The 13,050-nt window shown below is 58.0% G+C and carries 10 protein-coding genes; 3 read left to right on the forward strand and 7 right to left on the reverse strand.

The annotated features are described in order from the left end of the window. Positions 1-14: 14 nt before the first annotated feature. The 4 genes from msbA to AC0L8N_RS01295 all read right to left on the reverse strand — a co-directional run bounded on the left by msbA (position 15) and on the right by AC0L8N_RS01295 (position 5,201). Positions 15-1,778 (reverse strand): lipid A export permease/ATP-binding protein MsbA, encoded by a 1,764-nt coding sequence (gene msbA, locus AC0L8N_RS01280; RefSeq protein ID WP_473665771.1) that lies wholly within the window; start codon positions 1,776-1,778, stop codon positions 15-17. Continuing rightward, complete coding sequence (locus AC0L8N_RS01285) at positions 1,775-2,206, reverse strand: ExbD/TolR family protein (RefSeq protein WP_473665772.1); 432 nt, start codon at positions 2,204-2,206, stop codon at positions 1,775-1,777. The genes msbA and AC0L8N_RS01285 overlap by 4 nt, the downstream gene beginning before the upstream one ends. Continuing rightward, the gene (locus AC0L8N_RS01290; protein WP_473665773.1) at positions 2,203-2,838 is read right to left on the reverse strand and encodes a MotA/TolQ/ExbB proton channel family protein; all 636 of its coding nucleotides are present in this window, start codon (positions 2,836-2,838) and stop codon (positions 2,203-2,205) included. The genes AC0L8N_RS01285 and AC0L8N_RS01290 overlap by 4 nt, the downstream gene beginning before the upstream one ends. A gap of 80 nt (positions 2,839-2,918) precedes the next feature. Continuing rightward, positions 2,919-5,201: a DNA internalization-related competence protein ComEC/Rec2 gene (locus AC0L8N_RS01295; RefSeq protein ID WP_473665774.1), complete on the reverse strand. Its 2,283-nt coding sequence runs from the start codon at positions 5,199-5,201 to the stop codon at positions 2,919-2,921. Positions 5,202-5,283: 82 nt separating this feature from the next. On the opposite strand from AC0L8N_RS01295, the gene AC0L8N_RS01300 reads away from it, so the two are divergent. After that, entirely contained in the window at positions 5,284-5,808 is a 525-nt protein-coding gene (locus AC0L8N_RS01300) for a DUF2062 domain-containing protein (protein ID WP_473665775.1), read from the forward strand. Here the strand turns inward: AC0L8N_RS01300 and AC0L8N_RS01305 are convergent, their stop codons facing one another. The 3 genes from AC0L8N_RS01305 to AC0L8N_RS01315 are packed head-to-tail and all read right to left on the reverse strand — an operon-like array spanning position 5,809 to position 8,989. Then, positions 5,809-6,489, reverse strand: a complete 681-nt coding sequence (locus tag AC0L8N_RS01305; protein WP_473665776.1) for an ABC transporter ATP-binding protein — start codon at positions 6,487-6,489, stop codon at positions 5,809-5,811. Then, positions 6,482-7,729 (reverse strand): lipoprotein-releasing ABC transporter permease subunit, encoded by a 1,248-nt coding sequence (locus tag AC0L8N_RS01310; RefSeq protein WP_473665777.1) that lies wholly within the window; start codon positions 7,727-7,729, stop codon positions 6,482-6,484. The genes AC0L8N_RS01305 and AC0L8N_RS01310 overlap by 8 nt, the downstream gene beginning before the upstream one ends. 3 nt (positions 7,730-7,732) lie before the next feature. Further along, complete coding sequence (locus tag AC0L8N_RS01315; protein WP_473665778.1) at positions 7,733-8,989, reverse strand: lipoprotein-releasing ABC transporter permease subunit; 1,257 nt, start codon at positions 8,987-8,989, stop codon at positions 7,733-7,735. A 177-nt stretch (positions 8,990-9,166) separates the two neighbouring features. On the opposite strand from AC0L8N_RS01315, the gene AC0L8N_RS01320 reads away from it, so the two are divergent. Together AC0L8N_RS01320 and mfd are read left to right on the forward strand one after the other, a co-directional pair. After that, positions 9,167-9,451 carry a hypothetical protein gene (locus AC0L8N_RS01320; protein WP_473665779.1) on the forward strand — a complete coding sequence of 95 codons (285 nt, stop codon included), beginning with the start codon at positions 9,167-9,169 and terminating at the stop codon, positions 9,449-9,451. 108 nt (positions 9,452-9,559) lie between these two features. Further along, positions 9,560-13,030 (forward strand): transcription-repair coupling factor, encoded by a 3,471-nt coding sequence (gene mfd, locus AC0L8N_RS01325; protein WP_473665780.1) that lies wholly within the window; start codon positions 9,560-9,562, stop codon positions 13,028-13,030. Positions 13,031-13,050: the final 20 nt, after the last annotated feature.

Below are 13,050 nucleotides of genomic sequence, written 5' to 3' on the forward strand. Positions count from 1 at the left end.
GATATCTTACCCGCTCAGGTGCTGCCGGAATCGTCAGAGAACTGCATTCGGTATAACGACGCGTAGTGCCCTTCCGCTGCCAGCAATTCCGTGTGTGTTCCCGACTCCACAACCTTGCCTTTGTCGAGAACGATAATCCGGTCAGCGCTTTCAACAGTAGAAAGCCGGTGAGCTATCACCAATGTTGTTCGGTTCTCCATCAACAGATTCAATGCATCCTGTATGCGCCGCTCCGACTTGGTATCCAGCGACGACGTTGCCTCATCCAGCACAAGCACGGGCGCATCCTTGAGTAAGGCGCGGCCTATCGCGATACGTTGCCGTTGCCCGCCGGACAAGAGTACACCGCGATCACCGACCATGGTCTCCAGGCCATCCGGCATTTCGCTCGCAAACTCCAGCACATGTGCTGCCTCAGCCGCTTCCAGTATCTGCTCACGGGTGCATTTTCGCAGCTGGCCGTACGCCAGATTGTTTGCAATCGTGTCGTTGAACAACACCACGTCCTGACTGACGAGGCTTATGCTGTCGCGAAGGTGGGCGAGCGTGTAGTCCTTGACCGGTCGATCATCGAGCAAAATCTCGCCGGCCTCGACATCGTAAAAACGCGGCAACAGAGAAACGAGGGTCGATTTGCCACTACCCGAATGACCCACTATCGCCAGGGTCTTGCCCGCTGCCACTTTAACCGACAGGTCATCGATGATAGTTGCGTTGTCATTGCCATAGGAAAAGCTGACATTTCGAAACTCGACTGTACCCTTCACCCTGCCATCCGCAAAGTTGCCCGTATCCGGTTCGTCGTTTTCGTCGATGACTTCGAAGAGGCTGTCACCGGCAGCGATGCCCCGCTGAAGTGTGGCGTTCACATTCGTGATACGCCGTAGCGGCTGCATCATCAACATCATTGCACCAAAGAATGCCATGAAGCTGCCGGGGCTCAGGTTGTTATTCACAGATTCAATGCCGGCGAGATAAACAACTCCGGCGATGCCAAAGCCAAATACAACCTGGGTAATTGCGACACCGAGCGAACGCGTACGAATCAGTTTCATGTGCTGGCGACGATTGCTTTCGTCGACATCAACCATGCGACCCATCTCGTAATCGCGGCCACCGAATATTTTCACGACGCGATGACCTGTCAGCACCTCTTCCGTCACTTGAGTTACTTCACCGACAGAATCCTGAATGCGGCCGCTGTAGCGCCGGAATGCAGTACCCAGCGCACGAATGATGAACGCGATGATCGGCAACACAACCGCGACCGTGACGAAGAGACGGGTACTCTGGTAAACCATCAGGCCTATGGCCGCCATCACGGTCAACAGATCGCGAACGAGTATGGTCACGACGTTGGTCACAGACTCCGCAACCATCTCTACGTTGTAGGTCATGCGCGACAGCAGCGGCCCTGTCGATTGGGTCTCGAAAAAGCGCGATGGCAGGGTCAGGTATTTCTGAAACAGATCACGGCGCAGCGAGCTGATAACACTTCGACCTATCCAGCCCAACGAAGACTCGGTAGCAAAACCGGCGGCGCCGCGCAGTATGAATACGAAAACAAATGCGATCGGCAGCCAGCGCGCCGTTTCGAGGTTTTTCGCGACCAGCGCTTCGTCCATCAACGGCTCGATCAGCGCAACCATGGACATTTCAATGACCGCGGTTGCCGCCATCGCGATCAGTGCGACTATGCCAATGCCGCGATGCGGCAGGACGTAGAGCCAGAGACGTTTGTAGACCGTCGTGATGCGTGGATCGAAATAGCTACTCACTGCGGCTCGTCAGTCGGGTCGTTAAGCGTGGCAATGCTGATCTGGGAAAAACCGAGACGGCCAGCAACGTCCATGGCCGTTACGACGTGTTGATGCTTGGCGCTCGCATCAGCACTGATCGTCAACGGTAAACCGGTATTACCGTCGGACAGTTTTTCCAGCGCATTGCGAATTGTTTCTGGCCGATTGTTAACCAGTTCCCGCCCATTGATCAGGTAAGTGCCCTGCTCCGTAATCATGATTTCCAGTTGCTGCGGCTTTTCCTCCACCACAGCGGACGACTCCGCCTGCGGCAAGCGAATCGAAATTTGCGATTGTTTGACGAAACTCGTCGAAACCATAAAGAAGATCAGCAACAGCAATACGACGTCGATCAACGAAGTCAGATTGACCTCGGGTTCAGCGCGTGGACGAATCCGAAGGTTCATGAATTGTTCTGGGACTGCTTGTTGTAGGACTGCCGGCGGTGCAACGCCTCGACCAGCTTGATCGCTTCTTTTTCCATATCTACGACGAGAGTATCGACCCGGTTGCGGTAGTAGCGGTAACCAATAAGCGCCGGTATCGCAACCGTGAGACCGGCCGCCGTGGTAATCAGCGCTTCAGCAATGCCGCCGGCAAGTACTGTCGGATTGCCAACACCGTGCGTGGTAATCGCCGTAAACACTTTCACCATACCAATGACGGTGCCCAGCAAACCCAGCAAGGGCGATATCGCGGCAACCGTGCCCAGCGTATCGAGGTATCGTTCAAGTTCGTGCACGACGTGCCGCCCGGTGTCCTCGATGCTGTCTTTCATGATCACCCGTTCGCGATCACGATTGATCAGACCGGCTGCCAGTATCTGTCCCAGCGGCGAACCCTGATGCAGCGTCTGAATTTGCCGGTGATCCAGCGAATTCTCTTTCACCCAGCTCCAGACTTTGCTGGTCAGGTCATCGGGCAATACCCGTTTTTGCTGCAACGTCCAGAATCGCTCCAGCATGATGCCCATGGCGATAATGGCGCAGAGGATGATTGGCGCCATTAACCAGCCGCCAGCTTTAACGATTTCAACCATATAGAGAGTCAGGGTGTGCGGAAAAGTCGAAATATACAGGGACCCGCCCAAAAATTCCCGCGCAACGTCCACGAACTTCTCTAACGGCTGTCATGCCAGTAGCGGGCGGCGCTTTGCCGGTACTCGGTTTCAAGGACGAGTCCCTGCTTTTGGCACAAGCGGTGCTGAATCGCGCCAGATGCCGCTGTCGTCATTACTTTCGCACCGGAGTGCTGCCAACGTGCTACGACATCGTCTTTCGGAAATCCCCAGCGATTCCGGTAACCCGCCGAAACCACGGCAATGTCGGCGTGCAATGCAGCGACAAAACTCGCACTGGACGATGTTCGACTGCCGTGATGCGGCACTTGCACCAATGTGACCGGGCGCAACCGCCCGCCATAGCTCAAATGGGTTTCAACAGGACGTTCTATATCACCGGTCAACAGGATTCGTTGTTTGCCCGCGGCAATCGCCAACACACAGGATGCGTTGTTGCCAGTGATCGGATAACCCGCCTCAGGGTGCAGAATGGCGAAGTCGATGCCATCCCACCGCCAGTGCTGGCCGGCTTTGCAACGAGTGCTGGCAGCTTCTGTAGGGCCGGGTGATTCGCCGACCAGGGTTGTCATCACCGGCAGTGCACTCTGCACACTCGCCGCACCGCTGGCATGGTCCTGATCGGCATGACTGACAATCAGCATGTCCAGCTGCCTGATTCCCTGACTCTGCAGGAATGGGAGGACCACGTGTTCAGCGCTATTGCTACCGCCGCGGTATGCCGGTCCGGTGTCGAATAACAATGTCCGGTTGTGCGTGCGCACGACGTTCGCCAGCCCCTGCCCAACGTCAAGCGAATACAGATCGATACAACCCAATGGCGGTGGCGGCGGTCTGGAAAAAGCAACGAAGGCAAGCGCGACCCAGGCAAGCCCGCGGCCAGGTGCGCCGCGCGGCAGCAGTACCCACAACAACGGCAACCACAGAACGAGTGATGGCACGCCGACCGGTGTTGCCAGTCGGTATCCGGCACCAGGGACAGCGGCCAGCAACCGCAGCAGCTCGTCGATGTATTGCAGGCTGCGGTACGCCAGCCACAAGACATGGTCGCCAACCACGGCGAAAGGACCGTCCAGCAACAGCCCAAGCAACGCCATTGGTACAGTCACTAGCGTAAACACGGGCAAGACCAGCAGATTTGCCGCAGGCGCGAGCCAGGCCAGGCGCTCAAACATGAATGCAGTCAGCGGAAACAGGCCGAGGAGCAACATGCCTTGCACCTGCAGCAGCGCAGCCAGCCACCTGCCAGCCCGGGGCAGCGCTCCACTCGCAAGGCCCGTTTGTTGCTCACGAGCGAGCGTCAACAGCACGGCAACGGCCGAGAAAGACAGCAGGTAGCCCGGAGTCAAAATAACCAGTGGCTCAGCGATGAACAGCACGAGGGCAACGACGCCCAGCACGTCTTGCGCTGACAGTACCTGGCGACGCAACCTGCAGGCGGCCAGCAGACTCAGCATCAGGCAAGCACGCTGAGCTGGAACCGCGAAACCCGAGATGGCGGCATAGGCGATAGCCGCCGACAAGGCGACCACGGTCGCGGTATCGCGGCTGTTGCCGCGCGGCCAGCAAACGGCGGACATTATCCAGGCCAATAGTCCTGCGCCTGCTGCAGCGAGGCCAATATGCAAACCGGAAATAGCCATCAGGTGGCTGGTACCAGTCGCGGCGTAGCGTTCCCATGCTGCTCGCGACACCCGGTGACGCATGCCGACACTGATCGCCAACAACGTTGCGCTCGCGTCATCCTCCGGCAACAAGTGACTCAATCGTTGCACCATATGCTGGCGCATGGCCAGCACTAACGCCGGTGAGTGCGGTTCCAGCAACTCCGCCGTCAGCACATAGCCGCTTGCTCCGATCCCTTGCCGATGCAGCCAGCCGCTGTAATCGAAACTGCCGGGATTGCGGGTCCCGCGCGGTCTCCGCAATCGGGCAGTCAGCGCCCAACGCTCGCCCGCCTGCGGGACGCGCGCTGGCTCGAAATAGGTCAGTTGTACCCGCCTCGGCAGATCATGAGCCTCTTCAGGGGCCACCAGCATCCGGACCTGCGGCCAATCTTCCCTAGGAAATTCAATTACTTCTGCTATGAATTTAAACGTGTTACGGTCTTGCTCTGCGGGCAATTGATCCGCCAGTTGCTGGCTGGCCGCCAACCAGCTCAGCAGCAAACCGAGCAACCATGCTCCCAGCGGCCGGGTACGGTGGCAGACCAGCAGACTGAGGCCTACGCCAGCCGCAGCCAGTGCGCCGTCGGTGGGTGGTAATTGCTTTAGAAACGACAGGGATGCGGCGCCCGCGAGTGCCGGAAGGCAGATCCGCAGCATGTTCCGCATCCGCAATCAATTGCATATATGATGCCGCGCGTAGTCGCGACCCGAAGCCGGATAACACCGAATCGCCAGTAATATGCCAAGACGCTTTTTTCGAAAATTTGCCCTGAAACGCCAACACTTCCACGGTCACTGGTACCTGGCGCCGTTCGATCACCTGCTGCACGACCAGCGCTTGTGGGGTGTGCGACGCCGCACCATCGTGCCCGCTTTTGCTCTGGGATTGTTTATCGCGTTCCAACCCGTGCCCGGGCACATGTTGATAGGCGCCTTGCTGGCACTGGCCTTCCGAATCAACATCCCGGTCGCCGCGGTGACAACCTTTGTCAGCAACCCGTTGACCATCGGTCCGATGTTCATTTTTTCTTACCAGCTGGGGCGTTTATTGCTCGGACTGGAACCGCGCGAGATCAACTTCGAACTCAGCTGGCATTGGCTGGCCGACAGTTTCCTCAACATCTGGCAACCACTGATGCTCGGCTGCGTATTGCTGGGCGGAATCGCGTCCCTGCTGGGCTATATCGGCCTGGATCTGCTGTGGCGTGCGTCTATCGCTGACTACCTCGAAAAGCGCCGACGTCGCAAGAACAGCGACCTTTAATTACGCTTCGTTAAGGACGCCGCCTTCGAGTGTCAGAATACGGTCCATGCGTGCCGCGATCGCATGGTCATGAGTCACAATAATCAGACTGGTTTGCAATTCGCGATTCAGTTCCAGCATCAGATTCAATACGTGTTCCCCATTGCCGGCATCGAGATTGCCCGTTGGCTCATCTGCCAGGACCAGCTTCGGCTGCGTGATCAATGCACGGGCAACAGCCGCACGTTGCCGTTCGCCGCCAGACATCTCGCCGGGCTTGTGCGTCAGTCGCGCGCCAAGTCCCACGCGGTCCAGCAGTCTGCCCGCGTCAGCGAGGGCTTGATCGCGCGGCATGCGTCGGATCATTAATGGCATAGCGACGTTTTCAGCTGCTGTGAACTCCGGCAGCAGATGGTGAAACTGATAAACGAAACCAAGGTATTTGTTCCTTAGCAGACCCTTCTCACGTTCACTCGTGTGCGCGATGGTCTGGCCGCCGACGATGACGTCACCTGAGGTAGGCTCATCCAGCCCCCCCATGATCTGTAGCAACGTGGTTTTGCCGGAACCGGACGAGCCGATGATCGCCAGCCGTTCGGCAGGCCGCACATCAAGGTTCACGCCACTGAGCACTTCAAGCGACGAGCCGCCTTCCCTGAATTGCCGTACCACGTCGCGGCAGAGGAGCACCTGATCACTCATAACGCAATGCCTCCGCAGGCATCGTGCGCGCTCCGCGCCATGCCGGGTATAACGTGGAAAGCAACGCGAGCAGCAGCGCTATACCACTCACTTTAAGCACGTCTGGCCAGCGCAAATCGGCCGGCAGGTCACTGATGAAATACACGTCTGCCGCCAGAAATTTCATACCGAAGCTCGACTCAAAAAACGCCACGATGGCCTCCAGATTAATGGTCAACAGAACACCGAGAAAAACGCCTGCAAGGGTGCCGGTAACACCAATTACGGTGCCCTGAGTAATGAAGATGCGTAGTATTTCGCCGGGTTGCGCACCGATGGTGCGCAAGATCGCGATATCCGATTGCTTGTCTTTGACGACCATAACAAGCGTCGACACGATATTGAACGCGGCCACCGCAATAACCAGCAACAGGATCACGAACAGAATTGATTTGGTGATTTGAATTGATCGGAAAAAGTTAACGTGACGCCGAGTCCAGTCACTGACTAACACACCACCACCGGCTTCCAAGGCAACGTCGCGAACGATCGCCGGGGCTCCAAACAATTCGTGCACCGACAGACGCACGCCGCTAACGTCTTTGCCGAGCCGAAACAGCCGTTGCGCGTCGTCAATATTGATAAAGGCAAGGCGCCGATCAAACTCGTACATACCTACGCGATAAATACCCGTGACAGTAAATCGTTTGCTGCGCGGAATGATGCCGGCAGGAGTCACCGTGCCCACCGCCAGCGTTACGGTAACCTTGTCGCCAGGCCCGACATTCAGGTGTGCCGCCAATTCGCTACCGAGGACGATGTTGAATTTGCCTGCCACGAGATCGGTCAGCTCACCGTCGGTCATCACGCCGGCGACGCCGGACACACGATCCTCCAATGGTGGATTGATGCCTCGCAAACCAGCACCACTCAAGTTACTGCCCGCGATTAGCATGCCCTGACCTTCCACGTACGGAGCGCTGGCAACCACCAAAGGATTGGCATCGGCGGTATCGGCAAAGTGCTGCCAGTCTGCAAGGCGCTGATCCGGCCCCTCGATGCTGGCGTGGCCGGACATCGACAAGAGCCGATCTTTCAATTCGCGTTCAAAACCATTCACCACCGATAAAACAATAATGAGCACGGCAACAGCGATCGCGATTCCCAACATCGAGATCAGCGAAATCAATGAGACAAACCGGTTCCCGCTTTTCGATCGCACATAGCGGCTGCCTATCCAAAATTCGTAGAGCTTGGTCATTGCTCACTCATAGCGCAGAGCGCTGGCAGGGTCGACCAGTGCCGCCCGTCTGGCCGGGTACAAAGTTGCCAGCGAGGTCAGTATGAAAGCAGCGATCGCGATAACAATGACGTCCTTACTTTCCAGCACAGAGGGAATTCGGGTCACGTAGTAGACATCACCGGGCATGATCTGGAAGCCAAAGAACGCTTCCAACGCCGGCACCAGGGTCGGCACGTTCTGCGCCAGCAGGATGCCGATGCCGACGCCAGCAAACACGCCCAGCCAACCGATCATCGCGCCCTGGATAAAAAATACCCGCACAACGCCATTCGGCCCCATACCCAATGTGCGCAAGATTGCGATATCACCCGTCTTGTCGGTCACAACCATGACCAGACTGGCGACAATATTGAACGCCGCCACACCGATAACCAGCGAAAGAATCAGCGACATCATCATCTTTTCGATTCGGATTGCGCGAAAATAGCTGGCGTTCTCAACGGTCCAGTCGGAACTGCGGTATCCCGACCCGAGTGAATCGCCTAAGGCCGCCGCTATGGTTGGTGCCGCCATCACGTCCTCCGACAGAAAACGCACAGCGCTGACTTCATTTGCCTTGAGCCCGGCAAGCCGGGCGGCATCCTGCAAATGCATTAACGCGAGGCCGGTATCGTGCTCCTGCACGCCGGCGTCGAACATGCCAACCAGCAGAAAACGCTCCAGCACCGGTTCCATCTGGCCATTCGTTCCGGCGCGCGGCACCAGCAAGACGACGCTGTCGCCCAGATCAACGCCCAGATCCCAGGCCAGCAATCGGCCAATGACAATCCCTTTCATGCCAGGCTGCAAATCGGCCAGACTGCCGTCCACGAGATTGATCGTACGTCCTGCGACGCTTTCCTCAGCTTCCGGATCGATACCGTCAATCTGTACAGGCTTCAGCTCCGTGCCGGTGCGGATCATGCCTTCGAGCTTTACGACGGGTGCGGCAGCCAGCACACCGTCGTGCGCTAACACGCGTTCCCGGATTTCTCGCCAATCCGACAAAGCGCCGTCGTCGGCAGCAACGTAACCGTGTGCTGTCATGCTAAGCAAACGGCTGCGCAGCTCCCCTTCGAATCCGTTCATCACCGACAGGATGACGATCAGCGCGGCGACGCCCAAAGCGATGCCGGCCATCGAAACGAGTGTGATAAAGGAAACAAAACGGGTGCGGCGTTTGGCGCGCAGATAGCGCAATCCGACAAACAGTTCGACTGGATGAATCATCGGCCGCATTAAACCACATCCGTTCCTAAACGGTGATGAGTCGTGGCTCCGCAAGCTGCCGGGTGGAAACTGTGACCGAGGTCCGGGAGACCTGTCAGCCTACGGTGTACAAAACGGCCTAAGTCCATGTTTTGCCTGTTCCCGGCCAATGCTATAGTCCGCGAACAACCCAACGGAGAGTCGGAAATGAACAAAGCTCGGGCACTGAGCCTCACGGTACTGGCGGCCAGCCTGATGGGCATAGCCCAGGCGGATACGCTGCAAATGGGCGGCACCGACAATGCCGAACGCTACGAACAGACCGGCAAACCCATCCGTGGCATGACCCAAGCGCGCGTCGAAGCCGAGTTCGGTACACCGGACGCGCGCCAGAGCCCGGTAGGCGAACCGCCTATCACGCGCTGGGATTATGCCGGTTTCGCCGTCTATTTTGAGTTTGATCGCGTGATTCACGCCGTCAGCAAGCGCTAACACAGCAGGGCTCACCACCCTGCGACGAAAGGGACAGATGCCACAGGCACCTGTCCCTTTTTTGTGTGTATGCGATAATCGCCGGCCGATTGAAACAGCCAGCCACTCGTGTCCGACCTGCCCCTCCTAATTCCTCCCTCTGATCAGGATCGCTTGCGATCGATCGGCCGCCTGACTGGCGCCAGCGCCGCACTCGCCGCCGTTGAACTTGCTCGCGGCCTGGCCCGTCCGGTATTGCTGCTTGCACCGGACGCTCGCGAAGCCGACCGTCTGGAAGCCGAGGCCCGCTGGTTCGCCGGCGACCTGCCCGTCGCACACTTCGTCGAATGGGAAACATTGCCGTGGGATACGTTCTCGCCTCACCAGGACATCGTCTCGCAGCGGCTCGCGGTTCTGGCAAGCTTGTCGCAACAAAAACGGGGCATTCTGATTGTATCGGCGTCAGTGCTCCTGCAGCGCCTGCCACCGGTCGGTTATGTCGCAGCCCGTACGCTTAGCCTCAACACCGGCGACACACTCGACCGTCAGGCCTTCATCGACAAACTGTCGTCTGCCGGTTACCTGCGCGTGCCGCAGGTCGAAGAACACGGCGAGTTCTCTGTTCGCGGCGCCCTGCTGGACGTGTTTCCTATGGGATCCACTGAACCGTTGCGTATCGACTTCTTTGACGACGAAATAGACACGCTGCGCTGTTTCGACCCTGACACGCAGATGTCAGGCGAGAAAGTCGAAAACGTCAACATTTTGCCCGCGCGCGAAGTACCGCTAGACGACGAAGCTGTAAAACTGTTTCGACGACGCTATCGCGAGCGTTTTGAAGGCCAGCCTTCGCAATCCCGTGTGTATCGCGACATCTCCGATGGCATCGCGCACGGTGGCATCGAGTACTACCTGCCACTGTTTTTCGAAGATACGGCCACGCTCGCCGACTACCTGCACAGCGACACGGTGATTGTTGCGCCGACCGACCTGAACGGCCTGCTGGCGCAGAACTGGACGGAAATCAAAGAACGTTACGAACTGTGCCGGCTGGATCCGGAGCGCCCGATCCTGAGCCCGGAAGAAACCTTTGCCTCTCCAGAACACATTGCCGAGTTGTTAAGCCACTACCGCCAGGTGGCAACCAGCTCGAACAAGATCCCCGAAAGTCCGACGGTGCTGAACGTCGAATCGCGACTGCCGCCCGCCATGAAAATCGAAGCTCGCTTCGAAGACGCGGCGCGAGCGCTGATGACGTTCCTCAATAACTTTGCCGGCCGCGTGCTGTTTACCGCCGATTCCGCAGGACGCCGCGAGAGTGTCAGCGACTTCCTGCAAGGTCGCGACCAAAAGGTAGCGAGGGTTACCAGCTGGGCCGAGTTCTGCCAGAGCGATTCACGGCTTTGCGTTGCAGTCGCTCCACTGGAAGATGGCGTGTGGTTGCCGGTTGCCGGTGTCGCGATCGTCAGTGAGCAACAACTGTTCGGCGAGAAAGTCAGGCAACGCAATCGTCGCCGACGCGCTGAACGCGACCCTGAAAGCATCATACGGCAGCTCAACGATCTGCAAGCCGGGTCGCCGGTTGTGCACGCTGAACACGGTGTTGGTCGTTATCTCGGGCTGGTTACACTGGAAGCCGGCGGAACTGTCGCCGAATTTCTCCATCTTGAATACGCGGGCGGCGACAAGTTGTACGTCCCCGTGCAATCGCTTGATGTGATCTCCCGCTATACCGGCGCCGCGCCCGAGAACGCACCGTTACACCGACTGGGCAGCGACCAATGGGCAAAAGCCCGTAAACGAGCCATCAACAAAATTCGCGACGTAGCCGCCGAGTTGCTGGACGTCTACGCCCGGCGCGAAGCGCGACCCGGCCACGCTTTCAAATGGAGCGAAGCTGATTACCGCTCATTTGAAAGCGGCTTCCCGTTCGAGCCGACAGAAGACCAGCAGCAGACCATCGACGACGTACTGGCCGATCTTGCCGCCGCACGACCGATGGACCGCGTGGTGTGTGGCGACGTTGGTTTTGGCAAGACAGAAGTCGCGCTGCGTGCGGCCTTTGCCGCAGTGCACGGTGGCAAACAGGTCGCATTGCTGGTGCCGACCACGCTGCTTGCCCAGCAGCACGGCCAGACGTTTAAGGATCGATTCGCTGACTGGCCGGTCCGCGTCGAGGTCATGTCGCGTTTTCGCAGTCCGAAAGAGGTTAAGTCCGTCGTTGAGAATATGCGCAACGGTCGAGTCGATATCGTTATCGGCACGCATCGTTTGCTGCAGCACGTGAAAGATTTCGAGAAAGTCGGCCTCGTGATCATTGACGAAGAACACCGCTTCGGCGTTCGCCACAAAGAAGCCATTAAATCGATGCGCAGTGAAGTCGACATCCTCACCCTGACTGCCACGCCTATTCCGCGCACCTTGAACATGGCTCTGGGAGGATTGCGCGAGCTGTCGTTAATCACCACTCCGCCGGCCGAACGCCTTGCGGTAAAAACCTTTGTCAGCGAATGGAATGACGTAGTCATACGCGAAGCCTGTCTGCGCGAAATCAAACGCGGCGGCCAGGTCTATTTCATCCACAACAAAGTGGAAGACATCGCCCGTATCGGTGAACGTCTGTCGGCGCTGGTACCGGAAGCCAAGATTCGCGTCGGCCATGGTCAGATGCCCGAACGCGAACTGGAACAGGTGATGCTCGATTTTTACCACCGTCGATTCAATCTGCTGTTGTGCACGACGATTGTGGAATCCGGCATCGATGTACCGACGGCCAATACGATCATCATCAATCGCGCCGATCGATTCGGCCTCGCCCAATTGCACCAACTGCGTGGTCGCGTCGGCCGTTCGCATCACCGCGCCTACGCTTACATGATTGCGCCGCCCAAACGGGCAATGACCGCCGATGCCGTAAAGCGTCTGGAAGCTATCGATTCTCTTGAAGACCTGGGATCCGGGTTTACGCTGGCAACCCACGATCTCGAGATACGTGGCGCCGGTGAACTGTTGGGCGATACGCAAAGCGGGCAAATACAGGAGATCGGCTTTTCGCTCTACACGGAAATGCTCACACGCGCCGTCGAAGCATTGCGCGAAGGTAAAGTCGCCAACCTCGACAAACCACTGAATGCCGGCGTCGAGGTCAATTTGCACGTACCTGCGCTACTGCCTGACGACTACGTACCTGACGTCCACCTGCGACTGATCCTCTACAAGCGCATTGCGAGCGCTCGCGGTGACCAGGAACTCCGCGATTTGCAGGTTGAGCTGATCGATCGCTTCGGCTTGTTACCGCCAGCGGCCAAGAACCTGATGCGCGTTGCTGCCATCCGAGCCAGCGCGGCGCGACTCGGCATCGAAAAAATCGACGCGTCAGATGAAGCTGGATTCCTGCAGTTTGGCGACGACGCGGACGTAGATCCGTTGCAACTCGTACGGTTGATGCAAACCCGCAGTCATATTTATCGTATGCGCGGCGCGGATCGGCTACAGTTTCGCCAACCGATGGTGGATATCGACGACCGGTTTGCCGCCATTGACACGTTATTAACCGAATTGGCACCGGCTGGTGCAGGCAAGCCTGCCGTCAATGCCTGAGTGCCTGCCGGCCCGGAGTT

The organism is Woeseia sp. D3-10 (genome assembly GCF_055809415.1).

Excerpts from the sequence above, each read along its gene's own strand:
- AC0L8N_RS01285 (WP_473665772.1), bottom strand. The coding sequence starts at position 2,206 with ATGAACCTTCGGATTCGTCCACGCGCTGAACCCGAGGTCAATCTGACT.
- AC0L8N_RS01290 (WP_473665773.1), bottom strand. The coding sequence starts at position 2,838 with ATGGTTGAAATCGTTAAAGCTGGCGGCTGGTTAATGGCGCCAATCATC.
- AC0L8N_RS01295 (WP_473665774.1), bottom strand. The coding sequence starts at position 5,201 with ATGCTGCGGATCTGCCTTCCGGCACTCGCGGGCGCCGCATCCCTGTCG.
- AC0L8N_RS01300 (WP_473665775.1), top strand. The coding sequence starts at position 5,284 with ATGCCAAGACGCTTTTTTCGAAAATTTGCCCTGAAACGCCAACACTTC.
- AC0L8N_RS01305 (WP_473665776.1), bottom strand. The coding sequence starts at position 6,489 with ATGAGTGATCAGGTGCTCCTCTGCCGCGACGTGGTACGGCAATTCAGG.
- AC0L8N_RS01310 (WP_473665777.1), bottom strand. The coding sequence starts at position 7,729 with ATGACCAAGCTCTACGAATTTTGGATAGGCAGCCGCTATGTGCGATCG.
- AC0L8N_RS01315 (WP_473665778.1), bottom strand. The coding sequence starts at position 8,989 with ATGCGGCCGATGATTCATCCAGTCGAACTGTTTGTCGGATTGCGCTAT.
- AC0L8N_RS01320 (WP_473665779.1), top strand. The coding sequence starts at position 9,167 with ATGAACAAAGCTCGGGCACTGAGCCTCACGGTACTGGCGGCCAGCCTG.